This is a genomic window from Streptomyces sp. NPDC001904 (assembly GCF_040297005.1).
Lineage (GTDB): Bacteria > Actinomycetota > Actinomycetes > Streptomycetales > Streptomycetaceae > Streptomyces.
Window position 1 is genome coordinate 79,868 of sequence record NZ_JBEOYI010000027.1, and the last position, 23,086, is coordinate 102,953.

A 23,086-nucleotide genomic window follows, 5' to 3' on the forward strand; every position below is an offset into this window, starting at 1 on the left:
CTAGGAGTTGGAGCGCACGCGAGGTCAACGGGCCCGGAAAGAAAGCCTGTTCAGTCCTGGCCGGTCTCGAACCGGGCGACCTTGCCGTTCTCCACCTGGAACGTCCAGCGGGTGCGCATCTCGCCCCAGGTGTCGTTGCGGTAGCGGGCGACGAGGCCGCGGCCCTGGGCCGTCTCCTTCTCGACCTCCATGTGGCCGTGCGAGTCGAAGATCTCGCGGTCGGTCCACTCGTCGAGGTTCCGGTCGCTGCCGTCGTCCGCCATGGTGGCGCCAGGGGCGAGCACCGCACGGAAGGCGTCCTTGTCGTGGGCGTTCAGCGCCGTGACGAAGGCGCGGACCGCCGGGTCGCTGAGTTTCGCGGTCTGGATGGGCATGCGGTCAGCGTGGCACCGGGCGGTGGGGGCCGCCACCCGAACGGGCCCGGTCACCGGGTGCCGGTCGCCGCCCTGGCGGACGGTGGAACCATGACGACCACCTGCATACGTTCCCGCCGTTCCTGCCTCGACCGCACCGGCCTCGGGCTGCTCGCGCTGCGCGCGGGCACCGGCGGCGTGCTGCTGGCGCACGGCGCGCAGAAACTGCTCGGCTGGTTCGGCGGCGGCGGGGTCTCCGGCACGACCGCCGCGATGGACTCCATGGGGTTCACCCCCGCGAAGGCGAGCGCGCTGGCCGCCGGGCTCGGCGAGGTCGGCGGCGGCACCCTGCTCGCGCTCGGCCTCGCGACCCCGGTGGGCGGCGCCGCCGCGGCCGGGACCATGGTGGCGGCCTCCGCCGTGCACGCCCCGAACGGCTTCTTCGCGATGAACGGCGGCTACGAGTACGCGGCGTTCCTCGGCTTCGTCGCCGCGGGCCTCGCGGTGACCGGCCCCGGCCGCTACTCCCTCGACCACGCTCTCGGCCATGCCCTCGACAGGCACTGGATGGTGCCCGCGGCGCTCGTCGGGGCGGGGGCGGCGGCGCTCGCCGTGGTCGGCTCGCGCAACAAGCGGGTCAAGGAGCAGGCGCCGCAGGAGTAGTCCGCCCCCGCACCGCCCGCGCCCCGCTCTCCGGAGCCCTCTCTCTAGACTCGTCGTCCATGACGACGAGCGACACCGGCCGGCCGGCCGCCGATCCCGACACCGAGCTGTGGACCACCGTCGACCGGCTCCGCGCCTGGCTCGACGGGAGCAACCGGCAGCCGCCGCGGGAGGCGCTGCTGCTGCGGCTGCTGAAGCTGTCGGAGGAGGTCGGCGAGGTCGCCGAGGCGGTGATCGGGGCCGTCGGCCAGAACCCGCGCAAGGGCGTCAGCCACACCTGGCAGGACGTCGAGTCGGAGCTGTGCGACGTGATCCTCACGGCGCTGGTGGCCCTCGGCACGCTCACCCCCGACGCCCGCGCCGCCCTCACCGCCCACGTGGCGAAGGTGGCGGAGCGTTCGCTCGGCGCGGGCGGCACCGGCACGGGCGGCGTCGTCACGGCGGTCAGCAGCAACGGCACGTACTCCTTCACGAAGCCGAACCGCGAGAGCATCACGCTTCTCACGGGCCTCGGCGTAGAGGGCGATGTGCACGCCGGGGTCACGGTCCGGCACCGGTCCCGCGTCGCCCAGGACCCCACGCAGCCGAACCTGCGCCAAGTCCACCTGATCCACGAGGAGTTGTTCACCGAGCTGGCCGAACAGGGCCACCAGGTACGCCCCGGCGACCTCGGCGAGAACGTCACCACGCGCGGCATCGACCTGCTGGCGCTGCCCACCGGCGCCCTGCTGCGGTTCGGCGACGGCGGCGCGGTCGTCGAGGTCACCGGCCTGCGCAACCCCTGCCTCCAGATCGACGCCTTCCAGGAGGGGCTGCTCAAGCGGGTCGTGGGCCGGGACCCCGGCACCGGGGAGATCGTCCGCAAGGCCGGCGTCATGAGCGTCGTACGGGAGGGCGGGACGGTGCGGCCCGGAGACGCCGTGCACGTCGAACTGCCCGCGCCACCGCACCGGCCGCTGGAGCGGGTCTGACCGGCGGGTGCAGAGGGCCGCAGGTGAACGGCTACCATCGCCGCCATGACAGACAGGCACCGAATCTCCGAACTTCCGCGCTTGGGCGTGGCCATCGTCACCATGGGGAACCGCCCCAAGGACGTGGACGCGCTGCTGGATTCGGTGGCCATGCAGGACGCTCCCCCGGTCCGCGTCGTCATGATCGGCAACGGCACGGTGCTGCCCGCGTACACCGGCTATCCCTTCGAGGTCACGACGGTCGAACTCGACGACAACCTCGGCTGCCCGGGCGGCCGCAACGTCGCGCTCGCCCGGCTCCGTGAGTTCGGCGACGTGGACGTGGCCGTCGAACTGGACGACGACGGGCTGCTCGTGGACGCCGACGTCTTCTCCACCATCCAGCGGCTGTACGCGGACGATCGACGGCTCGGCGTCGTCGGTTTCCGCATCGCGGACGAGCACGGGGAGACGCAGCGCCGCCATGTGCCGCGGCTGCGCGCCAAGGACCCGATGCGGCGCGGCCTCGTGACCGCGTTCCTCGGCGGCGGGCACGCCTTCTCGATGGACATGCTCGCCGAGACGGGCGACTGGCCCGCCGACTTCTTCTTCACCCACGAGGAGACGGACCTGGCGTGGCGGGCGCTCGACGCCGGCTGGAAGGTCCTCTACGAGCCGTCGCTGCTGCTCCAGCACCCGAAGACCTCCCCCGCGCGGCACGCCGTCTACCACCGGATGACCGCCCGCAACCGGGTGTGGCTGGCCCGGCGCCGCCTTCCGCTCCTGCTCATCCCCGTGTACCTGGGCGTCTGGACGGCGATCACGCTGCTGCGGACCCGCTCGCTCGGCGGTCTGCGTGCGTGGGCGGCCGGTTTCGTGGAGGGCGTGCGCACGCCGGCCGGTGAGCGGCGGCCGATGAAGTGGCGCACAGTGTGGCGGATGACCCGACTGGGCCGCCCTCCGCTGATCTGACCTCAGGCCCGGCGGCCGGGTACTGCCCGGTGGGGCTGGTCGCGCAGTTCCCCGCGCCCCTGAGCTGCGCACTGCGTGCGCCATCTCATCAGGAGAGGCGTGGCGGAGCCACAGCCTCAGGGGGAGGCGGCGCGAAGCGCCTGCCTCAGGGGCGCGGGGAACTGCGCGAGAAGCGGCCACCGGCCGTCAGCCGACCGACAACCGGATCAGCCCTGCTGAGCGCGCCGCCTACGGGTGGCGAACACCGTCCCCGCACCGGCGGCGACGACCAGCCCGGCAGCCGCGGCGAGCGGCCCGGCGGGGACATCGGCACCGGTGGAGGCGAGGGAGCCGCCGACGGTCGACCCGGTCGTGCCGGTGCCACCGGTGGTACCCGCCCCGCCCGCGGTGCCCGAAGTACCGCCGGACGTACCGCCGTCGGAGCCACCGGACCCGCCCGGCAGCGTCGCGTCCTCGTCGAGGGAGACCGCGGCGGTGACCGGGTCGAGCGCGGCGCCCGCCGCGTAGAACCCGCCGAACGCCTTGGCGCCGTCGGCGGTGAGGGTGGCCGCGGCGCCGTCCAGCTCGACGATGTCGTCCTTGGCGGTCAGGTCGCCGGAGCCGAGCTTCAGGGTGGCGACGGTCAGGTCGTCGTAGGTGGTGACCTTGCCGGTCTCCCGGTCCTTGCTGGAGACGTCGGCGACGAGCTTGCCGCCGGTGCCCTTCGCCGTCACGTGCAGATCGCTGAACTGCAGGTCGAGGGAGTAGGCGCCGTCCTCCTCGTGGCCGAGGAAACGGACCTTGCCCGCGAACTTCGCGTCCAGGGACTTGGCGTCGGCGTCGTAGCTGCCGCTCGCGTCGCCGAACCGGTAGACGGAGCCGTTCTTCGCGGCGCCGCCGCTCAGTTCGACCTTGCCGTTCGCGATGGGTCCGGTGATGTACGTACGGAAGGACTCCTTGACGCCCCAGTCCAGGTTGCCGTCGACGACCTCGCCGGAGACGGCCTCGGTGGGCTCGGCGGAGGGACTGGCGGTCCTGGTCGGCGTCGGCGTCTTCGTCGGCGTGGGCGTCTTGGTGGGGGTCGGCGTCTTCGTCGGCGTCGGCGTGGGCGAGGGGGTGGACGGGGAGGCGGCCGTGACGGTCAGCGTCGCCGCGTCGAGCGCGGTGCCCTCCTTGTACATGCCGTTGAAGGCCGCGGCGCCGTCGGCGGTCAGCGTCGCCGGGATGTCCTTGAAGGTCATCGCGCCGCCCGCGCCCTGGCCGGGCCTGACCGCGGACAGGTCGAGGGTGGCGAACTCGATGTCGTCCTGGACCGTGCCGTTGAGGGAGACGTCGGCGTCGATGTGCCCGGTGGTGCCGGAGGTCACCACCTTCACGTCGCTGATCTTGATGTCGAAGGCATGGGCCTTCGAGGAGAAGCGGACGGCGCCCTTGAAGGCGGTGTCGGTGCCGTGCGTGGTCGTGTCGTAGGTGCCGGTGCCGTCGGTGAAGGTGAACGCGCCGTTGCCGGCGGCCTGTGTGGCGCCGTCGGTCGCGTCGATCGAACCCGCGGCGATTCCGGTCACGTACTTGCGGAAGGACTCCTTGATGCCCCAGTCGAGCGTGCCGTTCTTCAACTCGATGCCGGACGGGGCGCCTTCGGCGGCGACGGCGGGCAGCGCGAGGGCGCCCGCCCCGAGCGCGACGACGGTGGCCGTGGCGGCGGCGAGGGCTATCGGGTGTCTGGCGATGCGTGCCATGGGGGTGGTTCCTCCTTGGTGTGGATCTTGGTTCAGGTGGGCCGTCGGGGGTGGACGGCCGCCGGGGAGAGGGAAGTCGGGAGTGGCGAGCGGGTCAGGAGTCCTGGGAGGTGCGGCGCCGACGGATCAGCAGGCCCGCGGCGGCGGCCAGGACGACCACGACGGCGGCGGCGATCCCGGCGACCGCTCCCCCGGACAGGCCCGCGTCCGTCCCGGCCGCGGCCGGTTCGGCGGCGCGCGACGCCTTCGCCGCGGGGGTGGGCGTCGGCGACGCCGAGCTGCCGAGGTCGGGCAGGGCGGGCAGGTGTGCGTCCGCGTCGAGGGCGACGGCCAGGGAGACGGGGTCCATGGCGGTGCCCTTCTTGTACATCCCGCCGAACGCCTTCGCTCCGGCGGCGGTGAGCACGGCCGGGGCCTCGGTCACCTTCACGAGCCCGTCGTCGGTCTTGAGCCCGCCGGTCTTGAACGTCACCAGCGCGGCGCCCTCGGCGGTCCTGCCGTCGCTGGTCGTGTCGGCGCGCAGGGTGCCCTTGCCGTCGGCGACGGAGACGGTCACGTGCGCGAGTTTCAGGTCGAGGCCGTGCTCGCCGGTGAAGCGGACGGACCCGTCGAACGCGGCCTTCAGGGACTGCTTCTTCTTGTCGTACGTGCCCGAGCCCTTCGGGAAGCGGAACAGCGCGCCGCCGTCCTGGGCGCCGTCGCCGAGGGTCCACTCGCCCTGGGCGATGTCCCCGGTGACGTACTCGCGGAAGGTGCGCCGCACGCCCCAGTCGACGGCTCCGTCACGCACCTTCCCGGAGGCGTCCTGCTTCGCCTTCTCGGCCTTCTCCTCCTTGGACCCGGCCTTCTTCGTGGCCGTGGCGGAGGGCTCGGCCCTCTTCGGCGCGACGTCCGCGGACAGGCTCACCGGGTCGAGCGCGGTGCCCGCCGTGTAGTACCCGGCGAAGGACTGCGCACCTTGTGAAGTGAGCGTGGCGGGAAGGTTGTTGAGGGCGACCGCGTTGCCGTCGCCCCTCATATTGATCCCGCCGAGGGAGAGGGAGGCGAAGGGCACCTGGCGGGACGACGTGACCGCCCCGGTGCCCTTCGCCCTGCTCACGACATCGACGTACAGCGTGCCCGAGCCGCCCGCGATGCGGACGGTGGGGTTGCTGATCGTCATGTCGAGTTCGTACGAGCCGTTGGACTTCTTGTGGCCGACGAAGTGCACCCCGCCGGAGAACGAGGACGAGAACGCGCCGGTCGATCCGTCGTACGAGCCGCGCGCCGAGTGGAAGCGGAACTGGCTCGCGCCGACGGTGGCCGCGCCGCCCGTCAGGGAGTAAGTGCCTTGGGCGATGGGCCCGGTGATGTAGCTCTGGAAGGACGCCTTCACGCCCCAGTCGAGCCGGCCGCCCTGCACGGTGCGGGCGGCGGCGTGCGCGCCCGCGACCGGGAGCAGGGCGCCGAGCAGCGCGGTGAACAGGGTGACGGCGAGGACGCGGAGACGTATCCGGGCGCGTCGGGGCATGGCTCTTCCTCCGGGTGACCGTCACCAGACCCTGGCGACTTAGGTAAGGCTAACCTAAACTATGATCGCCTTTGTCAACAGCCCCTCTCACCACGACAGGACGGTGTCCGCGTGTCCACGCACGGCGCCCTCGCGCACTCCCCCCGACGGACGGGGGTGCTGATCTCCGTACTGCTCCTGGCACTCGCGCTGCTCGCCACCGCCTGCTCGGGCACCACCACCGGGTCCACCGGGGCCACCGGACCGAAGACCACCGCCGCGGCCGCGACGGCGGACCGCGTCGAGCCGCTCAGCCCGGCGCCGACCCCGAAGCTGCCCGCCACCGTCACCTCGGCCGACGGCAAGCGGGTCACCGTGCGCGAGGCCGACCGGATCGTGCCGCTGTCCGGCAGCCTGAGCGAGCTGGTGTTCACGCTCGGGCTCGGCCGGCACGTGGTCGCGCGCGACATCACGGCCACGTTCACGCAGGCGGAGAAGTTGCCGGTGGTCACCCGCAACCACGACGTGTCCGCGGAGAGCGTGCTCTCCCTGAAGCCGGACCTGGTGCTCGCCGAGGCCACGTCCGGGCCCGCCGAGGCGATGCAGCAGATCCGCGACGCGGGCGTCCCGGTCGTCGTGATCGCCCCGGCGAAGGGCCTGTCCGACGTCGGCACCCGCATCGGGGCCGTCGCGAAGACGCTCGGCGTCCCGGCCGCGGGCAAGAAGCTGACGCGGCGCTCCGAGGACCGGATCGACGCCGTGCGCAGGACGATCCCGAAGCCGAAGAGCACGAAGGACCGGCCGCGGGTCGCCTTCCTCTACCTGCGCGGCTCGGCCTCCGTCTACCTCCTCGGCGGCAAGGAGTCGGGGGCCACTTCGCTCCTCGAAGCGGCGGGCGCGGTCGACGCGGGCGCGGCCTCGGGCCTGAAGAAGGACTTCACCGCGATCACCAGCGAGGCGCTGGCGAAGGCGGCGCCGGACGCGATCCTCGTCATGAGCAAGGGACTCGACTCGGTCGGCGGCATCGACGGCATGGTGAAGATCCCGGGCGTCGCCGAGACCCCGGCGGGCGTGGACCGCAGGGTCGTCTCGGTCGAGGACGGCGTCCTGCTCAACTACGGCCCCCGCACGGACCAGGTGCTGCGCTCGATCGTGCGGCAGCTCTACGGAACGGACGGTTCCTGAGATGACGGCGACCGCGACCCCGCCGACGGCGGCCCGGGAGCAGACGCCCGCCGCCGCCCCGAAAGGACGCCGCAGCACCGCGTGGCTGCTGACGGCCGGGCTCGCCGCGGCCCTGCTGCTGCTCGCCCTGCTCTCCGCGGGCATCGGCGCGTATCACATCGCGCCCGGCGACATCCTGTCGTCGGTCCAGCACCGGGCCGGGCTCGGCGGTCAGGCGCTCGACCGGGTCGGCGAATCGGTCCTGTGGAACGTGCGGCTGCCCCGGATCGTGCTCGCCCTCCTCGTCGGCGCCTCGCTCGGCTGCGCGGGCGCCCTGATGCAGGGCGTGTTCGGCAATCCGCTCGCCGAGCCCGGTGTCATCGGCATCTCGTCGGGCGCGGCGGTCGGCGCGGTCGGCTGCATCGCGCTCGGGCTGAACTTCCTCGGCACGTGGACGATCACGGTCTGCGCGTTCGTGTCGGGGCTCGCGACGGTCCTCGTCGTCTACGTCATGTCCCGCTCGGGCGGCCGCACCGAGGTCGTCACGCTGATCCTGACCGGCATCGCGGTGAACGCCTTCGCGGGCGCGCTGATCGGCCTGTTCCTGTCCTACGCGGACACGGCCGCCGTCAACCAGATCACGTTCTGGCAGCTCGGTTCGCTGGCGCAGGCGACCTGGCCGAAGGTGCTGGCGGTGCTGCCCTGCGCGGCGATCGGCCTGCTCGTCGCCCCCTTCTACTCCCGCAAGCTGGACCTCCTCTCCCTCGGTGAACGCCCGGCGCGGCACCTGGGGGTGGACGTGGAGAAGCTGCGGATCACGCTCATCCTCGTCATCGCCCTGCTCACGGCGGCGGCCGTGGCGGTGTCCGGCGTCATCGGCTTCGTCGGCCTGGTGATCCCGCACCTGCTGCGGATGCTGGCCGGCCCGGGTCACCGTTTCCTCGTCCCCGGCAGCGCGCTGGGCGGCGCGGTCGTCCTGGTGGCGGCCGATCTCGCCGCGCGCACGGTGGCGGCGCCCGCCGAACTTCCCATCGGGGTGCTCACCGCCCTGACCGGCAGCCCGTTCTTCTTCTGGCTGCTGCGCCGCACCCGTCGCAAGCAAGGAGGCTGGGCATGAGGAGCTGGACCCGCTCCCGCACGCTCCCCGAGCGGTACGCCCCCGGGGACACGGTCGCCGAGGCCCGCGCCCTCCATCTCGGCCTGGGCGGCCGCGCCGTCCTGTCCGGCGTCGACCTGACGGTGCGGGCGGGCGAGGTACTGGCCCTGGTCGGCCCCAACGGTGCCGGAAAATCGACCCTGTTGGCGGCGCTCGCCGCGGACCTGGCGGCCACCTCCGGCGATCTGCTGATCCACGGCCGCCCGGCCGCCGCCTGGTCCGCGGCCGAACTCGCGCTGCGTCGCGCCCTGTTGCCCCAGGCGGCGACGCTGTCCTTCCCGTTCCCGGTGGCGGACGTGGTGCGGATGGGGCGGGCGCCCTGGGCGGGCACGGCGCAGGAGGACGAGGACGACGCGGTGATCGCGGCGGCGCTGGCGGCGACGGAGACGACGGCCTTCACGGCCCGCCCCTTCGCCGCGCTCTCCGGCGGCGAACGCGCCCGGGTGGCCCTGGCCCGCGTCCTCGCCCAGTCCGCGCAGCTCCTCCTCCTGGACGAGCCGACGGCCGCCCTCGACCTGCGCCACCAGGAACTGGTCCTGAACGTCTGCCGGGAGCGGGCCGCCGCCGGTGACGCGGTGGTCGTGGTCCTGCACGACCTGGGCCTGGCCGCGGCGCACGCCGACCGCGCGGCGGTCCTCCACGGCGGCCGGGTCACGGCGGTGGGCGCCCCGGCCGAGGTCTTCACCGGGCCGCTGCTCAGTGAGGTGTACCAGCATCCAGTGGAGGTGCTGCCGCATCCGGGGAGCGGGGCGCCACTGGTGGTGCCGGTGCGCTCCTGACTGCTTGGCTGGCCCGTATGACTGTCATCGTCACGAGCCTCATAGCGGTCCTCGGCACCTTGCTCGGTGCGGCCCTGACCCCCGTCCTCCAGGGCCGCGCCACGGCGCGCTCCGAGCGGTTCGCCCGCGAGGAGAAGCTCAGACAGGAACGGATCGACGCCTACTGCGCGTTCGGCGGCGCCCTTGCCAACTACCGCAGGGGCCAGCTGGACCGCTGGTTCCGCCGCCTCGACGACCGGTCGTCCGACCCGGCCGACATTCATGAACTCCGGCGCGAGGCACAGCGGCTGCGCGCGGCGGCCATCGAGGCGATGTTCCGGGTGGAGCTGCTGACCGACGCCCCGGACCTGGTCTCCAAGGGCCGGAGCGCGTTCGCCGCCGTGGACGACCTGGTCCGCACCGACGACCGCGAGGAGCTGGCGGCGGCCCGGGTCGCGTCCCGCAACCTGCTCTACGACTTCATCGCGGCGTCCCGGCCCTATGTACGCAACACCTGAACACCGGTCAGATGGCGTCGAGGCTGCGCCCGGTGGTGCGCGGCCCGAACAGCCGCACGTTCACGCACAGCAGGACCATCAGCACCCCGGACCCGGCGAACACCGCCGTGGCGCCCAGGTCGTCGAGCACGTCGAGCGCGACGAACGGCAGGACCACCGAGGTGAGCCGGGACAGTGAGTAGGCGATGCCGATGGCGCTGGAGCGCAGGCCGGTCGGGAAGATCTCCGTCTGGTAGACGTGGAAGGCGTTGGAGAAGACGTTGCTGCAGACGGTGAGCGCGAACCCGGCTCCGACGATCAGCCAGGAAGCGGACGCGAACCCGAAGACAAGGCCGAGGCCGGCGATGCCGAGCGCCGAGGCGATGATCAGCGACCGGCGTTCGACGCGGTCGATCAGCGGCACGGACAGCGCCGAGCCGACGGGGTAGCCGAGATAGCTGAGGGCCGCGTAGGTCAGGGACTCGGTGACGGTGTGGCCCTTGGCCTGGAGCACGACCGGGGCGAGGGAGCCGAAGCCGTAGTAGCCGACGGTCTGGAGGACCTGGAAGATCCACCACATGACGGTGCGGCGCGCGTACGGCGCCTTGAACATGCGCTTGAGCGGCACCCTTTCCTCGGTGGCGGCGGCGCGCGGGGCCGCGTCGGCGCCGGGGTCGACACCGGTCCGCGCCTCGATGTCCCGGACGATCGCCTCGGCCTCGGTGTGCCGCCCGCGCGAGACGAGCCAGCGCGGCGACTCGGGCAGCCGGGTCCGCAGGAGCTGGATGAACGCGGCGCCGAACGCCCCCGCCACCAGCAGCCAGCGCCACCCGTCGATCCCGAGCAGTTCGTGCTCGGCGACGAGCCGGGCCCCGAGCAGCGCGGCGACCGGCACTCCGACGAAGCCGAAGGTGTAGGCCCAGGCGATGTACCGGCCGCGTACGGCACGGGGCAGGAACTCCGCCAAGTACGTGTCCACGAGCACGAGTTCGGCACCGAGCCCGAGCCCGGCGAGGAACCTGAGCACGGACAGCTGGGTGGCGTCCTGGGCGAAGGCGCAGGCGAGCGAGAAGAGTGAGTAGAGCCCGAGGTTGACGAGGAACATCCGCCGCCGCCCGAACCGGTCGGCGAGCACCGAGAGCACATTGGCGCCGACGAACATCCCGAGGAACCCGGAGGCGATCAGCCATGACTTCTGATCGCCCGACAGCTGCCAGGGCTCGGCTAGCGCGGCGGCGAGGACGCCCCCGAGGAACACCTCGTACAGATCGAAGAAGGCCCCGATCCCGACGACCGCGGTGAGCCGTTTGTGCCACCCCCCGACCTTCAACCGGTCGAGCCGCTCCGCCGCCGCCATGCCCTGTGCACTCATGGCGCCCGACGTTAGCTGCATATGACACGCATATGTAAGGGGTGTTTCACCTGGTGGAAGCCCAGGTGGGAGGGTGGGGCAGACGAGTCGGGCTGTACGCCGGGTTCTGTACCCCGGGACCTCGCGGTCGTCGGGGTGACGGCCATCCATCTAGGGCCGGCGTTGCCACCGGCCTCGTGCGGTCTACCCGCGAACTCGGGCGGGCAGCCCTCGATCGTCCGCGCAGGAGCACCGGGGTGCTCCCTCTTGACCTTGCTCCAGGTGGGGTTTACCTAGCCGCCTGAGTCACCTCAGGCGCTGGTGGTCTCTTACACCACCGTTTCACCCTTACCCAGCAAGCTGGGCGGTCTGTTTTCTGTGGCACTGTCCCGCGGGTCACCCCGGGTGGCCGTTAGCCACCACCTTGCCCTGTGGAGCCCGGACGTTCCTCGGGAGGTTCCGGAGAACCCCACGCGGCCGCCCGCCCGGCTCGTCTGCCGTGCGGCCATCCTACCCGGCCGTTGCCGGCCTCAGCCGCGCAAGGCCTCCGCGCCCGTCCGCCACGCCCCGTCCAGATCCACGCCGTCGGGAAACCGTCCGTGGATCTCCAGGATCACCATGCCGTGCGCGAACGCCCACGCCGCGCGGGCCCGGTCCTGGTCGCCGGCGCAGACGCGCATCAGGGGGGCCGCCGCCCGGTCCTCCAGGCCCTCGGGAAGGGCTTGGCGGGGCAGGGGGCGTTCGGTGGCGAGGCAGTAGAGGTGGGGGTGGGCGAGGGCCCAGGTGCGGTAGGCCGCCATCAGTGCGGGCAGCGAGCCGGGGGCCGTGCGGTCCGCCTCCTCGCAGGCCTCGGCCGACTCGGTGAGCATCTGCGCGACGAGTTCGGCCTCCACCGCGTACTTGTCGGGGAAGTGCTTGTAGAGGGACGGGGCCTTGATGCCGAGGCGGTCGGCCAGGGCCCGCATGGTGAGGGCGTCGGGGCCCGACTCCTCCAGCAGGACCCTGGCCTCCGCCGCGATCTCGGTGGCGCGGGGCGTGAGCCGCCGTCCGGTACCGGCCTCAAGCACGCTGGAAACCCTCCTTGGTCCGCAGTCCGTAGCCGAAGGCGCGATCGTACGAGATGTGGGCGAGCCAGCCGCACAGGCCCGCGAAGATCGGGGCCCAGGCGACGGGCAGCACCGTGTACGCGACCATCAGCGCCAGCGGGACCAGGGCGCGGTGGGCCGCGTTGCAGTACGGCACAGCGCGGGCCGGGAGCTGCCCTTTCCGGACGTGCCGCGCGTCGCCGGCCGCCACCAGGAACGTCAGGTCGGGCGCGACGAAGAAGGCGAGCGCGAGCACCGCCGCGAGCCGACCGTGGTTCACACCCTCCAGGACGGCGAAGGCCGACCAGAAGAGCCCGAGCGCGAGCCAGGCGGTGCGGCGCGCGACGGGCCTGCGCAGGAAGGACTTACGGGTGACGGTGACGGGTGCGGTGGTGCACATCGGGGCCTCCCGGGGAGTCGGACGTTCCCCCGGCTAACGACGTTAGCCGGTGCATGAAGAAACCGTACGGCTAACACCGTTAGCCGTCAAGCCTCCGCTTGACCTTGCCGCAACGTCAACGTTTCTACTGAAGGCATGCGGATCGGAGAGCTGGCCCGGGTCGTCGGCGTCACCACACGGGCCATCAGGCACTACCACCACCTCGGGCTGCTGCCCGAGCCCGGGCGGCTGGGGAACGGATACCGGGAGTACGGGCTGCGGCACGCCGTGGAGCTGGCCCGGATCCGGCGGCTGACCGAGCTGGGGCTCGGCCTCGCCGAGGTGCGGGACGTGCTCGCCGAGGACGCCGGGCGGGATCTCGTGGAGGTGCTCGCCGAGCTGGACGACGATCTTGCGCGGCAGGAGGCCGGGCTGCGCGAGCGGCGGCTCCGGCTGCGGGCGCTGCTCGACGACGCGGAGCGGCAGGGCGGGCTGCCCGCGGGCAGCCCCCTCTCCCCCGAACTCGCCGCGTTCTTCGCCGATCTGGGGGACGTCGGCCTGGATTCGCCGATGGCCGCGAAGGACCGCGAGGTACTGGCCCTCGTCGACGCGACGGCGCCGCCCGAGGCGCGGGCGGAGCTGATGGCCGTCCTGGTGCCCGCGCTCACCGCGCCGGGCGCGCTGGACACCGTGCGCGAGGTGTACGCCCGGCTCGACGCGCTCGCCGATGCCGGGCGCGACGATCCGCGGGTGGCCGGGGCGGCCCGCGCGCTGCTCGCCTGCCTCCCGGCGGACCTGCCGACACCGCGGGACATCGAGCAGCACGCGCTCCTCGACGCGTTCCTCGCCGACTTCTCCCCCGCGCAGGCGGAGGCCGTGCGGCTCGCGATGCGGATGGCGGAGGAGGAGCGGTGAAGCGCGTGCTCCGGCACGAGCTGCGCGTGCTGGCGAGCCTCGGGATGTGGGTGGCGCGGCGGCGGCACGGCGTTCCCGCGGGGGCCGGCGCCTTCTCGTACGCGCGGGGGCAGGCCGTGATGATGTACGCGTTCGTGTTCGTCTGCGTCGTCGAGTCGTGCGGGATGTGGGTGCTGCTGCGCGGCCTGCCGGTCCTGCACGCCGTCGTCCTGGTCCTCGACGTCTACACCGTGCTGATGGTGCTCGGGCTGCACGCGGCCGCCGTCACCCGGCCGCACGTGGTCACGGCCGACGCGCTGCGGGTGCGCCGCGGCGCCCAGGTGGACCTGCGGATACCGTTCGAGCGGATCGCACGGGTGCGGCGGGAGAACCGGTTCACGCACACCCCCGCCGACGGCGAACTGAACCTGGACGTCGGCGCGCAGACCACCCTGACCCTCGAACTCGACGGGCCCGTCGAGCACTTCAGCTTCTTCGGGCGGGCGCGGGACGTACGCGTCGTGCGGCTGTACGCGGAGGACACCGACGCGCTGGACCGGGCGCTCGCCGCCGCGCTCACGCGGGCGCGAACAGCACCTTCGCCCGTCCCGGATCCGCCTGCGTGAGCCGTACCCGCAGCGGCTCCCCCAGCGGCAGCCCGGCGGAGCCGCCCTCGATCCGGGCGACCACGGCCGGGTCGGTCAGTTGGACGGTGCCGACCGCCGGTTCGTGGTCCTTCACGTCGACGACCACGGCGTCGAACAGTTCCCCGACCCGGTTGCGCAGCAGTGCCGCCTCGACGATGTCGACGCACTCGCGCTCCACGGTGTTGGCGCGCCGGGTGCCGTCGGCCATCTCCTTGGGCAGGGCGGGCAGCGCCGCGAGCACCCACTCCGGCGGCGCCTGCCCGGCGGCCGCGGCCAGGCACAGCTCGGACGCGTAGCGGTCGACGAGGCGGCGCAGCGGCGCCGTGCAGTGCGTGTAGGGGGCGGCGACGGCGGCGTGCGTGGTGAGAGCGGGCAGGTCGCCGCCGGTGAACGCGGTGTAGCCCGCGCCGCGCAGCAGCGTCGTGCACTCCTGGAGGAAGGCCGCGTGGTGCGGGTTCTCCGGGTCGAGGGAGCGGACGAGCGCGGAGTACGGGACGTGGTGCGGCCAGTCGATGTGCAGGGCCTTCGCGGTGTGGTGCAGGCGGCCCACGGCGCCGTCGGGGGCGGCGGGCAGGGTGCGCAGCACTCCGTCGCCCGCGGTGAGCATCAGATCGGCGGCGGCCATGCCGGTGAGCAGGGAGATCTGGGCGTTCCAGGAGTCGGCGGGCAGCGGGGCGCGGAAGGTCAGCTCGTAGGCGCCGTCGGTGGTGACGATCTCCTGCTCGGGGACGTCGAGGGAGATGCCGCCGCGCTCCCGCTCCAGGCGTTCGCGCAGGGTGCCGATGTCGCGGAGCAGGGCGACGGGTTCCTCGGCGGTGCCGTCGTCGATGGACCGCTGGACTCCCGCGTAGTCGAGTTTCGCGCGGCTGCGCACCAGGGCGCGGACGACGTCGGTGGCCACGCTCCGCCCGTCCGCGTCCAGGTCGATCGTCCACAGCACGGCGGGGCAGGTCTGGTCCGGCAGCAGGCTGGCCGCGCCCTCGCTCAGCACGGTCGGGTGCAGCGGCGTCCTCCCGTCGGGGAAGTACAGGGTCGTCACGCGCCGGTGGGCCTCGGCGTCGAGCGCCCCGCCGGGAACGACGAAGGCGGCCACGTCGGCGATCGCGTACCGCACCCGGTAGCCGCCCCCGGGCCGCCGCGACAGGTGCATGGCCTGGTCGAGGTCGGTGGAGGACGGAGGGTCGACGGTGAAGAAGGGGATGTCCGTCTCGTCGCGCTCGGGCAGTCGCGGCGCGGCGGCGGCCGCCTCGGCCTCGGCGAGCACGTCGGCCGGGAACTCCTCGGGCACGTCGAGCCGCGTACGCAGGTCGCTCAGCACGGCGCCGAGCGGCTCCCGCGCGGCGCCGGTCACACGGAGGTGGCGGAGGGGCATGCACCGAGCGTAGGACGAGGTGGCGGGGTCAGCACGCCGTACGCTGGGCTGTCGGTCGACCGTTGTTCCGTGTTCCGTACGTGTATGAGGAGAGCCCGTGCTTGTGCTGTTGCCGCCGTCGGAGGGTAAGGCCGCTTCCGGACGCGGGGCACCGCTGAAGCCGGAGGGTCTGTCGCTGCCGGGGCTCGCCGGGGCGCGGGCCACCGTCCTGGACGAGCTGGTCGAGCTGTGCACGGCCGACGAGGAGAAGGCGCGCGACGTGCTCGGCCTGAGCGAGGGGCTGCGCGGCGAGATCGCGAAGAACGCGGAGCTGCGCACGGCCGGGGCCCGGCCCGCCGGGGAGATCTACACCGGGGTGCTCTACGACGCGCTCGGCCTGGCCTCGCTGGACGCCGCCGCGAAGAAGCGGGCCGCGCGCTCGCTGCTCGTCTTCTCGGGGCTGTGGGGCGCGGTGCGGGTGACGGACCGCATTCCGTCGTACCGCTGCTCGATGGGCGTGAAGCTGCCCGGGATCGGCGCGCTCGGCCCGTACTGGAAGGCGCCGATGGCCGAGGTGCTGCCCGAGGCGGCCGGGGACGGGCTGGTGCTCGATCTGCGCTCGGCCGCGTACGCGGCGGCCTGGAAGCCCAAGGGCGAGCTGGCGGAGCGGACGGCCGGGGTGCGGGTGCTGCACGCGCCGACCCGCAAGGTCGTCAGCCACTTCAACAAGGCGACCAAGGGCCGGATCGTGCGCGCCCTGCTCCAGTCCGGCGCCGCACCGGCGGGCCCGGCCGAACTCGTGGACGTGCTGCGCCGGTTGGGCTACACGGTCGAGGTCGAGGAGCCCGCGAAGCCGGGGCGGGCGTGGAGCCTGGACGTGCTGGTGGACGAGATCCACTGAGCCACGGCAGACCCAGTGATTGCAGCATGTGCAACGACCTTTGCGCATGCTGCGTCGCGCGAGGCAGGATGAGGCCATGACCTCGCCTGCCGCTGCCTCCGTGCTCGATCTCGCCCCCGTCATTCCCGTCGTCGTCGTGGAGGACGCCGCCGACGCGGTGCCGCTCGCACGGGCCCTGGTCGCGGGCGGGCTGCCCGCGATCGAGGTGACCCTGCGCACCCCCGCCGCGCTCGACGCGATCCGCGCGATCGCGGACGAGGTGCCGGAGGCGGTCGTCGGCGCGGGCACGATCATCTCGCCCGCGAACGTCGCCGACTCCGTCGCCGCCGGGGCCCGTTTCCTGGTCAGCCCGGGGTGGACGGACGCGCTGCTGGTCGCGATGCGCGGGTCCGGGGTGCCGTTCCTGCCGGGCGTCTCCACGACGTCGGAGGTCGTGGCGCTGCTGGAGCGCGGCGTGAGCGAGATGAAGTTCTTCCCCGCCGAGGCAGCCGGCGGCGCCCCCTACCTGAAGTCCCTCGCCAGTCCGCTGCCGCAGGCCCGGTTCTGCCCGACCGGCGGTGTCTCCCCGGCCAACGCGGGCACATACCTGGCGCTCAAGAACGTCGGCTGCGTCGGCGGCAGCTGGATGCTGCCGGGCGACGCGATCGCCGCGAAGGACTGGGGCCGCGTCGAGTCGCTGGCCCGCGAGGCGTGCGCTATCGCAGGTGAGCTGTCTCGTTGAGCAGACGCACGCTCGCGTTGCCGTCGGCGTAGTACGCGACCGCGCTGAGGGAAGCCGCCGCGAGGTCCATCCTGAACAGGGTCTCGGGCGGGGCGCCGAGGGCGAGCCGCACCAGGGTCTTGATCGGTGTCACGTGGGTGACCAGGAGGACCGTGCGGCCCCGGTACGTCTCGGTGAGACGGTCGCGTGCCGCGGCCACGCGGGCCGCCACCGCCGCGAAGCTCTCGCCGCCGCCGGTGGGGGGCGCGTCCTGGGATGCCAGCCAGGCGTTCATATCGGCCGGGTGGCGGTCCCGTACCTCCTTGAAGGTCAGGCCCTCCCACGCGCCGAAGTCCGTCTCGCGCAGCCCGTCCTCGGTCGTGATGCCGAGATCCAGGCGGGCCGCCACCGCCTGGGCCGTTTCCTGGCAGCGCTTCAGCGGGGATGCCACGATCGCCTCGATCGTGCCTCGTCGGTGCAGCGCTGCCGCCGCCCGGGCCGCCTGGTCCCGGCCCGTCTCGGAGAGCACCGGGTCGGTGCCGCCGCTGCCGCTGAAGCGTTTCTCCGGGGTCAGGGCGGTTTCGCCGTGGCGGAGCAGGACGAAGGTGGCGGGGGTGCCGAGGTCCGGGCCCGCACCTCTGGCGGGGCCCACCGGGGCCCCGTCAGAGGGCCGGCGCACTAGAGGCCCGACTCCGAGGTGCGGACCAGGATGCGGCGGCAGTTCTCGCAGCGCACCACGGCGTCGGGGGCCGCGGCGCGGACCTCGTTCAGCTCCGTGATGTTCAGCTCAAGGCGGCAGCCCTCGCAGCGGCGCTGGAAGAGCTTGGCGGCGCCGACGCCGCCCTCCTTCTCGCGGAGCTTGTCGTAGAGCTTGAGGAGGTCCGCCGGGATCGAGGCGGCGACGACCTCGCGCTCCTTGGCGACCGACGCCGCCTCGGTGTCCAGCTCGCCGGCGGCCTGGTCGCGGCGGGCCGTCGCGTCGTCGGTCTTCGCCTGGACGGAGGCGAGGCGGTCGGTCAGCTCGCTCACCCGCTCCTGCGCGGACTCACGGCGCTCCATGACCTCGAGGACGACGTCCTCCAGGTCGCCCTGGCGCTTGGCGAGCGAGGCGATCTCGCGCTGGAGGTTCTCCAGGTCCTTGGGCGAGCTGACGGTGCCGGAGTCGAGGCGCTTCTGGTCGCGGGCGGCACGCTGGCGGACCTGGTCGACGTCCTGCTCGGCCTTGGTCTGCTCGCGGGCGCAGTCGCTCTCCTCGGTGGTCGCGGCGACGTGCAGGTCACGCAGCTGCGTGAGGTCCTTGCCGAGCGACTCCAGTTCGGCGTGCTCGGGCAGCGACTTCTTCTTGTGCGCGAGCTGCTGGAGGCGGACGTCCAGGTCCTGGACGTCCAGGAGACGGATCTGGTCGGCGGGCGCGGCGTTCAGTTGGGGGCTCCAAAGGTCGAAACGGGGTTGTTGGACGCCGCGTGGGCGGTCCAGGGGTCGGTGGGTGTGCGCGAGACGTGGACGCGCAGGCCCCAGCCTTCGCGGTCGGAGATCTCCTCGAGCTGGCTCGCGGCCAGTTCGCACCAGGGGGACTCGGTGGCCCAGTGCGCGGCGTCGAGCAGCGCGAGCGGGGAGTGCTCACGGGCCTCGCTCGCCGGGTGGTGGCGCAGGTCGGCGGTGAGGAAGGCGTCGACTCCGGCGGCGCGTACGTCGTCGAAGAGGCTGTCGCCGGAGCCGCCGGAGACCGCGACGGTACGGATGACCGCATCCAGGTCGCCCGCGACCCGGATGCCCTGGGCCGTGGCGGGGAGGCGGTCGGCGGCGGTGCCCGCGAGCTCGCGCAGGGTCACCGGGTGGTCGAGCTCACAGACCCGGCCGAGGCCGCGGCGGCCCGAGGGGTCCGTCGGGTCGGGCACCAGGGGGCGCACGACCCGGACGCCGAGGGCGCCCGCGAGGGCGTCGCTGACGCCGGGGTCGGCCTTGTCGGCGTTGGTGTGGGCGACGTGCAGCGCGATGTCGTTCTTGATCAGGGTGTGCACGACCCGGCCCTTGAAGGTGGACGCCGCGACCGTCGTCGTACCGCGCAGATAGAGCGGGTGGTGCGTGATCAGCAGGTCAGCGCCCAGCTCGACGGCCTCGTCGACGATCTCCTGGACCGGGTCGACGGCGAACAGCACCCGGGTGACCTGGGCGTCCGGGTCGCCGACGACCGTGCCGACCGCGTCCCATCCCTCGGCGAGGGAGGCGGGCCAGAGGGTGGCGAGCGCGGCGGTTGCTTCAGACAGGCGGGGCACGCAGACAGGTTACCTGCGCTGCGTGCCCCACCCCTAAGACAGGTTCTCCGGGCTCTCGTCCCCGGTCAGCCGATCAGGTCGGCGCGCAGGTCCTTCAGGACCTCCTCGGCCGCCGTGACGCCGAGTCCGAGGTACCAGGTCTCGTCCGGGACGTCCTTGGCCTGCCCCTTCTTCACCGCGCCGAGCTTCTTCCAGAGCGGGTTGTCCTCGGCGCTCGCGCGCTGGGTCTTCTTCGCGTCGCCGTAGACGCCGGTGAAGATCCAGTCGGCGTCCGCGGAGTCGATCTTCTCCGGGCTGATCTCCGTCGCCAGGTCGTCGATCTGCTGGTTCTTCGGCCGCGGGATGCCGGCGTCGTCGAGGATCGTGCCGATGAAGGAGGCCTTGGCGTAGAGGCGGATGCGGTCCGGCATGTAGCGGAGCATGGTCACGGTCGGGGCCGTGCCGCCGTTGGCCTTCTTCACGTCGGCGCCGAGCTGCTTCACGTTCTTGTCGTACGCGGCGAGGTTCGCCTCGGCCCTGGCCTTCTCGTCGAGGGCGGAGGCGTTGAGGAGGTAGTTCTCCTTCCACGTGAAGCCGGGGCGGATGGAGAAGACGGTCGGGGCGATCTTGGCGAGCTGCGGGTAGAGCTTGGCGGCGCGCAGCTCGCTGCCGAGGATCAGGTCGGGGTGGAGGTTCGCGATGGCCTCCATGTTGAGGGCGTTGATGGTGCCCACGTTCTTGGGGCTGCCCGCGTCCTTCTCCAGGTAGGACGGGATGCCGTCGTCGCCCTCGGTGGGGGCGTAGCCGACGGGCTTGATGCCGAGGGAGACGACGTTGTCGAGCTCGCCGACGTCGAGGACGACGACGCGCTGCGGCTTCTTCTTGATCTCGGTCTTGCCGAGCGCGTGGGTGAGGGTGCGCGGGAACTCGCCGGCCTTCGCCGTCGTGCCCATCCTCGCCGTCTGCTCGGCGGCCTTGGAGAAGTCGTCGCCGCCCTGGGCCACGGCCTTGGAGCCGGAGCCGTTGTCACCGCCCGCCTTGCCGGAGCCGTCGTCACCGGAACCGCAGGCGGTGAGGGCGAGGGCGGCGGCCGCCGTGGCGGCCAGGGCCGCGACGCGCGTACGGGGGCGTATGAGCATGGGTGTGCTCCAGTTCCGGGTGCACAAGATGTGCACAGCAATTAGTTAGGTAAACCTAACATCAGGCACGTCGGGGGCCGTTCACCCCTCCCCAGCACATCCGGCGCGCGCCTCTCAGCAGATTGCGGGCACGGCCACCCTTTGGTGTGAAGCGGGCGGTCGTGGATGCCCTGGAGGTACGTACGAAAACTAGCTTCGGCCGTGCAGAACACCCGAGGGGGGACGAGCGGAGGTGACAGATCCCCATGACGGCCCTGGCCCTGGAGACCGCGCCGGAGATGCGGCCGCGGCCGCCGCGCACCGGCTGCGTGATCACGGCGGACGCGTCGTACGCGGCACGGCTCGCGTACGACGGCACCTCGTGGTTCCCGCAGCGGTGGACGCTGGACGGCCCTGAGCCGTACGCGGTGCCGCTGCCCGGACACCAGCCCGAGGAGCCGGGCACCGACGTCCTGCCGCTGACCGACGGCCGGGTGCTGATCCGGCGCCGGGCCGACGGGCGGCGCCACCTGTTCGCCCTGCTGTACCCGACGGGACCGGACACGGGCGAGGTGCCGCTCGGCGCCGTCGAGTGCGACGAGCTCGACCTGCTGCCGCCGTCGCCGGACGGGCGCAGCGCGTACGCCCTGGAGCCGGGCGAGAAGTCCACCCATGTGTGGCTGGTGGCGGGCGGCGCGTTCGGTCCCGAGCATGTGGCCGAGGTGCCGGGGCGGTGTTCGGGCGGGGTGTGGCTGGACCGTACGGGGCGGCTGCTCGCCCTCGACCGGGAGCCGGCGGACGGCGGGCCCGTCAAGACGGTCGCGGTCGATCTGGAGCGGGGCGGTGAGGTGACGCCGCTGCTCCAGATCACCGAGGAGAGCGACGACCGGCTGCTCATCGCCGATCTCGACAGCGGGCTCATCCTGGTCCGCTCGGACGCGGCGACGCCGGGTGTGCCCCGGCTCGGCTGGGGCGTGCTGGGCTCGACGCTGCCGATCCGCTTCCCGCAGGCGCTGCGGGTCGCGGAGTGCACGGTGACGCCGTTCGCGGTGCAGCCCGGGCAGACGCTGCTGCCGGAGAGCTGCGCGGTGGCGCTGCGGATCGACGGCCCCGCGGGCGGTGCCGACGGTGGACCGTGGCTCGGGCTGTGGCGGCCGTCCGACGCGCCGTTGCATCAACTGGCGGCACCGGCGGGCTGGTTGGCGGGAAGCGGCTTCTGGTCACGCGAAGGAGTGCTTTCTCTTCCCTGTGTGACGCAGGAGGTGTCGTGCGGGCTCGCTCGGGTACCAGCCCCTGAGCCATCGGTTGCGGCCGCGGACGGACAGCCCGCACCGGCCGTCCCCGAGGCACCGTCGGCACCGCGTCCGGTCCCCCTGGGGCAGGCGCCGCTCGGTGGGCGCACGGCGGGTGGTTAGACTCGCCGGGCTGTAAGTAAAGGATCTTGTAAGGGTTTACGGGGTGAGTTTTCCGATGACGGGAAGCAACGGCAGGAACGGCGGCACGGAGACCATGGAGCGCCACGAGCGCGTGGAGGCCTCGGCCTCCGGTGGTTCCGGGCGGCACCGCGGCACGGTCGCCGCGTCGGCGGCGGCTCCGAGTGAGCAGTCCGAGCCGCGCGGGCGGCATCGCGGGGCGCGGGCCGACGAGGCATAGGTTCCGTTCAGAACGGTACGGAGGGGCCCGGTGACCGACCAGTCACCGGGCCCCTCCTGTCGTGCGGGAAGCCTTCCGGGTCAGCCGTGCTTGAGGCCGAGCACCTCCGCCGCCGCGAAGGTCTCGTTCGGCGGGCGGTCCTGGTAGTGCGGGGTGAGCAGTGCGTCGAGCTCGTCGTAGGTGAACGCGTCCTTCTCCGTGTCGAACTTCGCCCGCACCTGCGGCCGTTCGACGATGGCCACCATGCCGCCGTGCACGACGAGGAGCTGGCCGTTGACATGCGACGCGGACGGTCCCGAGAGGTAGCCGACCAGCGGGGCCACGTGTTCGGGGGCGAGCGGGTCGAGGCCGTCGGCGGGCTGGGCGAACCCGGCGAAGACGTCCTCCGTCATCCGGGTGCGGGCGCGGGGGCAGATGACGTTCGCCGTGACGCCGTACTTGGCGAGGGCCAGGGCGGTGGAGGTGGTCAGGCCGACGATGCCGCCCTTCGCCGCCGCGTAGTTGGGCTGGCCCGCGCTGCCCGCGAGGAACGCCTCCGAGGAGGTGTTCACGATGCGGCCGTAGACCGGGGCTCCGCTCGTCTTGGAGCGGTCGCGCCAGTGGCGGGCCGCGAAGTGGGTGGTGTTGTAGTGGCCCTTGAGGTGGACGTGGATGACCGAGTCCCACTCGTCCTCGGTCATCGAGAAGATCATGCGGTCGCGCAGGATGCCGGCGTTGTTGACCAGGATGTCGAGCTGTCCGTAGGTGTCGACGGCCGACTGGACCAGTTCCGCCGCCTGTTGGTGATCGGTGACATCGCCGGTGTGGGCGGTGGCCGTGCCGCCCGACGCCCGGATCTCCTGGGCCACCTGTTCGGCCGGGGTGGCGTCCGCCGCCCCCGAGCCGTCCCTGCCGGGCTGCCCGAAGTCGTTGACGACGACGTTCGCGCCGAGGCGGGCCAGTTCCAGGGCTTCGGCCCGGCCGAGGCCGCGGCCTGCGCCGGTGACGATCGCCGTGCGGCCCTTGAGCGGCGTTGACATGGTGGGCGTTTCC

The 23,086-nt window shown here is 72.9% G+C and carries 24 protein-coding genes, 1 other RNA gene and 2 pseudogenes; 14 read left to right on the top strand and 13 right to left on the bottom strand.

The genetic code is table 11. The features are described 5' to 3' along the window. Positions 1 to 50: 50 nt before the first annotated feature. Positions 51 to 374: a nuclear transport factor 2 family protein gene (locus tag ABT127_RS32230; RefSeq protein WP_351457812.1), complete on the bottom strand. Its 324-nt coding sequence runs from the start codon at positions 372 to 374 to the stop codon at positions 51 to 53. Positions 375 to 464: 90 nt separating this feature from the next. Here ABT127_RS32230 and ABT127_RS32235 point away from each other — a divergent pair, with 90 nt between their 5' ends. The 4 genes and pseudogenes from ABT127_RS32235 to ABT127_RS32250 all read left to right on the top strand — a co-directional run bounded on the left by ABT127_RS32235 (position 465) and on the right by ABT127_RS32250 (position 2,938). Beyond that, positions 465 to 1,016, top strand: coding sequence for a DoxX family protein (locus tag ABT127_RS32235; protein ID WP_351457814.1), 552 nt, complete (start codon positions 465 to 467; stop codon positions 1,014 to 1,016). Between the two features lie 59 nt (positions 1,017 to 1,075). After that, positions 1,076 to 1,429, top strand: a pseudogene (locus ABT127_RS32240) (MazG-like family protein); the annotation flags it as partial. Continuing rightward, complete coding sequence (locus ABT127_RS32245; protein WP_351457880.1) at positions 1,403 to 1,987, top strand: MOSC domain-containing protein; 585 nt, start codon at positions 1,403 to 1,405, stop codon at positions 1,985 to 1,987. The pseudogene ABT127_RS32240 and the gene ABT127_RS32245, both read left to right, overlap by 27 nt. 45 nt (positions 1,988 to 2,032) lie before the next feature. Further along, entirely contained in the window at positions 2,033 to 2,938 is a 906-nt protein-coding gene (locus ABT127_RS32250; RefSeq protein WP_351457816.1) for a glycosyltransferase family 2 protein, read from the top strand. A 206-nt stretch (positions 2,939 to 3,144) separates the two neighbouring features. Here ABT127_RS32250 and ABT127_RS32255 read toward each other — a convergent pair whose 3' ends face one another. Together ABT127_RS32255 and ABT127_RS32260 are read right to left on the bottom strand one after the other, a co-directional pair. Continuing rightward, positions 3,145 to 4,656: an HtaA domain-containing protein gene (locus ABT127_RS32255; protein ID WP_351457819.1), complete on the bottom strand. Its 1,512-nt coding sequence runs from the start codon at positions 4,654 to 4,656 to the stop codon at positions 3,145 to 3,147. A gap of 94 nt (positions 4,657 to 4,750) precedes the next feature. Next, the gene (locus ABT127_RS32260) at positions 4,751 to 6,166 is read right to left on the bottom strand and encodes an HtaA domain-containing protein (protein WP_351457822.1); all 1,416 of its coding nucleotides are present in this window, start codon (positions 6,164 to 6,166) and stop codon (positions 4,751 to 4,753) included. Positions 6,167 to 6,277: 111 nt separating this feature from the next. Between ABT127_RS32260 and ABT127_RS32265 the strand changes: the two genes are divergently transcribed. From ABT127_RS32265 to kilB, 4 genes are read left to right on the top strand one after another with little or no spacing between them, the layout of a single operon-like run. Then, the gene (locus ABT127_RS32265) at positions 6,278 to 7,330 is read left to right on the top strand and encodes a heme/hemin ABC transporter substrate-binding protein (RefSeq protein ID WP_351457824.1); all 1,053 of its coding nucleotides are present in this window, start codon (positions 6,278 to 6,280) and stop codon (positions 7,328 to 7,330) included. 1 nt (position 7,331) lies between these two features. Continuing rightward, positions 7,332 to 8,426 (top strand): FecCD family ABC transporter permease, encoded by a 1,095-nt coding sequence (locus ABT127_RS32270; RefSeq protein ID WP_351457827.1) that lies wholly within the window; start codon positions 7,332 to 7,334, stop codon positions 8,424 to 8,426. Continuing rightward, complete coding sequence (locus tag ABT127_RS32275; RefSeq protein ID WP_351457829.1) at positions 8,423 to 9,244, top strand: heme ABC transporter ATP-binding protein; 822 nt, start codon at positions 8,423 to 8,425, stop codon at positions 9,242 to 9,244. The genes ABT127_RS32270 and ABT127_RS32275 overlap by 4 nt, the downstream gene beginning before the upstream one ends. 17 nt (positions 9,245 to 9,261) lie before the next feature. After that, positions 9,262 to 9,741 (top strand): plasmid transfer protein KilB, encoded by a 480-nt coding sequence (gene kilB, locus ABT127_RS32280; RefSeq protein WP_351457832.1) that lies wholly within the window; start codon positions 9,262 to 9,264, stop codon positions 9,739 to 9,741. A gap of 7 nt (positions 9,742 to 9,748) precedes the next feature. Here kilB and ABT127_RS32285 read toward each other — a convergent pair whose 3' ends face one another. The 4 genes from ABT127_RS32285 to ABT127_RS32300 all read right to left on the bottom strand — a co-directional run bounded on the left by ABT127_RS32285 (position 9,749) and on the right by ABT127_RS32300 (position 12,556). Then, positions 9,749 to 11,092 carry an MFS transporter gene (locus tag ABT127_RS32285; protein ID WP_351457834.1) on the bottom strand — a complete coding sequence of 448 codons (1,344 nt, stop codon included), beginning with the start codon at positions 11,090 to 11,092 and terminating at the stop codon, positions 9,749 to 9,751. 79 nt (positions 11,093 to 11,171) lie between these two features. Beyond that, positions 11,172 to 11,564: RNase P RNA component class A (rnpB, locus tag ABT127_RS32290), an RNA gene on the bottom strand. Between the two features lie 37 nt (positions 11,565 to 11,601). Next, positions 11,602 to 12,138 (bottom strand): TetR/AcrR family transcriptional regulator, encoded by a 537-nt coding sequence (locus tag ABT127_RS32295; protein ID WP_351457836.1) that lies wholly within the window; start codon positions 12,136 to 12,138, stop codon positions 11,602 to 11,604. Next, positions 12,131 to 12,556, bottom strand: a complete 426-nt coding sequence (locus ABT127_RS32300) for a DUF4260 family protein (RefSeq protein ID WP_351457838.1) — start codon at positions 12,554 to 12,556, stop codon at positions 12,131 to 12,133. The genes ABT127_RS32295 and ABT127_RS32300 overlap by 8 nt, the downstream gene beginning before the upstream one ends. Before the next feature lie 135 nt (positions 12,557 to 12,691). On the opposite strand from ABT127_RS32300, the gene ABT127_RS32305 reads away from it, so the two are divergent. Together ABT127_RS32305 and ABT127_RS32310 are read left to right on the top strand one after the other, a co-directional pair. After that, positions 12,692 to 13,450 carry a MerR family transcriptional regulator gene (locus ABT127_RS32305; RefSeq protein WP_351457841.1) on the top strand — a complete coding sequence of 253 codons (759 nt, stop codon included), beginning with the start codon at positions 12,692 to 12,694 and terminating at the stop codon, positions 13,448 to 13,450. A gap of 44 nt (positions 13,451 to 13,494) precedes the next feature. Next, complete coding sequence (locus tag ABT127_RS32310) at positions 13,495 to 14,055, top strand: hypothetical protein (protein ID WP_351457882.1); 561 nt, start codon at positions 13,495 to 13,497, stop codon at positions 14,053 to 14,055. On the opposite strand, the gene ABT127_RS32315 is transcribed toward ABT127_RS32310, so the two are convergent. Further along, on the bottom strand, positions 14,006 to 15,448 hold the full coding sequence (locus ABT127_RS32315) for an RNB domain-containing ribonuclease (RefSeq protein WP_351457843.1): 1,443 nt from the start codon (positions 15,446 to 15,448) through the stop codon (positions 14,006 to 14,008). The two genes, ABT127_RS32310 and ABT127_RS32315, sit on opposite strands and share 50 nt — an antisense overlap. Positions 15,449 to 15,545: 97 nt before the next feature. On the opposite strand from ABT127_RS32315, the gene yaaA reads away from it, so the two are divergent. Both yaaA and eda read left to right on the top strand, forming a co-directional pair. Beyond that, on the top strand, positions 15,546 to 16,328 hold the full coding sequence (yaaA, locus tag ABT127_RS32320) for a peroxide stress protein YaaA (RefSeq protein WP_351457846.1): 783 nt from the start codon (positions 15,546 to 15,548) through the stop codon (positions 16,326 to 16,328). Positions 16,329 to 16,404: 76 nt separating this feature from the next. Continuing rightward, on the top strand, positions 16,405 to 17,049 hold the full coding sequence (gene eda, locus ABT127_RS32325) for a bifunctional 4-hydroxy-2-oxoglutarate aldolase/2-dehydro-3-deoxy-phosphogluconate aldolase (RefSeq protein ID WP_351457848.1): 645 nt from the start codon (positions 16,405 to 16,407) through the stop codon (positions 17,047 to 17,049). On the opposite strand, the pseudogene ABT127_RS32330 reads toward eda, so the two are convergent. From ABT127_RS32330 to ABT127_RS32345, 4 genes and pseudogenes are all read right to left on the bottom strand, one after another. Next, positions 17,024 to 17,665, bottom strand: a pseudogene (locus tag ABT127_RS32330) (histidine phosphatase family protein); the annotation flags it as partial. The gene eda and the pseudogene ABT127_RS32330 overlap by 26 nt on opposite strands. Before the next feature lie 41 nt (positions 17,666 to 17,706). Then, the gene (locus tag ABT127_RS32335; RefSeq protein WP_351457885.1) at positions 17,707 to 18,450 is read right to left on the bottom strand and encodes a zinc ribbon domain-containing protein; all 744 of its coding nucleotides are present in this window, start codon (positions 18,448 to 18,450) and stop codon (positions 17,707 to 17,709) included. After that, the gene (locus tag ABT127_RS32340) at positions 18,447 to 19,304 is read right to left on the bottom strand and encodes a Nif3-like dinuclear metal center hexameric protein (RefSeq protein WP_351457851.1); all 858 of its coding nucleotides are present in this window, start codon (positions 19,302 to 19,304) and stop codon (positions 18,447 to 18,449) included. Before ABT127_RS32340 ends, ABT127_RS32335 begins: the two co-directional genes overlap by 4 nt. A gap of 65 nt (positions 19,305 to 19,369) precedes the next feature. Continuing rightward, complete coding sequence (locus tag ABT127_RS32345; RefSeq protein WP_351457853.1) at positions 19,370 to 20,422, bottom strand: ABC transporter substrate-binding protein; 1,053 nt, start codon at positions 20,420 to 20,422, stop codon at positions 19,370 to 19,372. Between the two features lie 245 nt (positions 20,423 to 20,667). Between ABT127_RS32345 and ABT127_RS32350 the strand changes: the two genes are divergently transcribed. Together ABT127_RS32350 and ABT127_RS32355 are read left to right on the top strand one after the other, a co-directional pair. Continuing rightward, a complete protein-coding gene (locus ABT127_RS32350; protein WP_351457856.1) occupies positions 20,668 to 21,816 on the top strand; it encodes a hypothetical protein in 1,149 nt (382 codons plus the stop codon). A 55-nt stretch (positions 21,817 to 21,871) separates the two neighbouring features. After that, positions 21,872 to 22,054, top strand: coding sequence for a hypothetical protein (locus ABT127_RS32355; RefSeq protein ID WP_351457859.1), 183 nt, complete (start codon positions 21,872 to 21,874; stop codon positions 22,052 to 22,054). Positions 22,055 to 22,134: 80 nt separating this feature from the next. Here ABT127_RS32355 and ABT127_RS32360 read toward each other — a convergent pair whose 3' ends face one another. Further along, entirely contained in the window at positions 22,135 to 23,073 is a 939-nt protein-coding gene (locus tag ABT127_RS32360) for a 3-oxoacyl-ACP reductase (protein ID WP_351457862.1), read from the bottom strand. Positions 23,074 to 23,086: the final 13 nt, after the last annotated feature.

Bases quoted from the DNA above. Each gene is read 5' to 3' on its own strand.
- ABT127_RS32310 (WP_351457882.1), top strand. From the start codon at position 13,495: ATGTGGGTGGCGCGGCGGCGGCACGGCGTTCCCGCGGGGGCCGGCGCC.
- eda (WP_351457848.1), top strand. From the start codon at position 16,405: ATGACCTCGCCTGCCGCTGCCTCCGTGCTCGATCTCGCCCCCGTCATT.
- ABT127_RS32305 (WP_351457841.1), top strand. From the start codon at position 12,692: ATGCGGATCGGAGAGCTGGCCCGGGTCGTCGGCGTCACCACACGGGCC.
- ABT127_RS32230 (WP_351457812.1), bottom strand. From the start codon at position 374: ATGCCCATCCAGACCGCGAAACTCAGCGACCCGGCGGTCCGCGCCTTC.
- ABT127_RS32235 (WP_351457814.1), top strand. From the start codon at position 465: ATGACGACCACCTGCATACGTTCCCGCCGTTCCTGCCTCGACCGCACC.
- ABT127_RS32355 (WP_351457859.1), top strand. From the start codon at position 21,872: ATGACGGGAAGCAACGGCAGGAACGGCGGCACGGAGACCATGGAGCGC.
- ABT127_RS32250 (WP_351457816.1), top strand. From the start codon at position 2,033: ATGACAGACAGGCACCGAATCTCCGAACTTCCGCGCTTGGGCGTGGCC.
- ABT127_RS32345 (WP_351457853.1), bottom strand. From the start codon at position 20,422: ATGCTCATACGCCCCCGTACGCGCGTCGCGGCCCTGGCCGCCACGGCG.
- kilB (WP_351457832.1), top strand. From the start codon at position 9,262: ATGACTGTCATCGTCACGAGCCTCATAGCGGTCCTCGGCACCTTGCTC.
- ABT127_RS32315 (WP_351457843.1), bottom strand. From the start codon at position 15,448: ATGCCCCTCCGCCACCTCCGTGTGACCGGCGCCGCGCGGGAGCCGCTC.
- ABT127_RS32260 (WP_351457822.1), bottom strand. From the start codon at position 6,166: ATGCCCCGACGCGCCCGGATACGTCTCCGCGTCCTCGCCGTCACCCTG.
- ABT127_RS32350 (WP_351457856.1), top strand. From the start codon at position 20,668: ATGACGGCCCTGGCCCTGGAGACCGCGCCGGAGATGCGGCCGCGGCCG.
- ABT127_RS32270 (WP_351457827.1), top strand. From the start codon at position 7,332: ATGACGGCGACCGCGACCCCGCCGACGGCGGCCCGGGAGCAGACGCCC.
- ABT127_RS32360 (WP_351457862.1), bottom strand. From the start codon at position 23,073: ATGTCAACGCCGCTCAAGGGCCGCACGGCGATCGTCACCGGCGCAGGC.
- ABT127_RS32275 (WP_351457829.1), top strand. From the start codon at position 8,423: ATGAGGAGCTGGACCCGCTCCCGCACGCTCCCCGAGCGGTACGCCCCC.
- ABT127_RS32255 (WP_351457819.1), bottom strand. From the start codon at position 4,656: ATGGCACGCATCGCCAGACACCCGATAGCCCTCGCCGCCGCCACGGCC.
- ABT127_RS32285 (WP_351457834.1), bottom strand. From the start codon at position 11,092: ATGAGTGCACAGGGCATGGCGGCGGCGGAGCGGCTCGACCGGTTGAAG.
- ABT127_RS32300 (WP_351457838.1), bottom strand. From the start codon at position 12,556: ATGTGCACCACCGCACCCGTCACCGTCACCCGTAAGTCCTTCCTGCGC.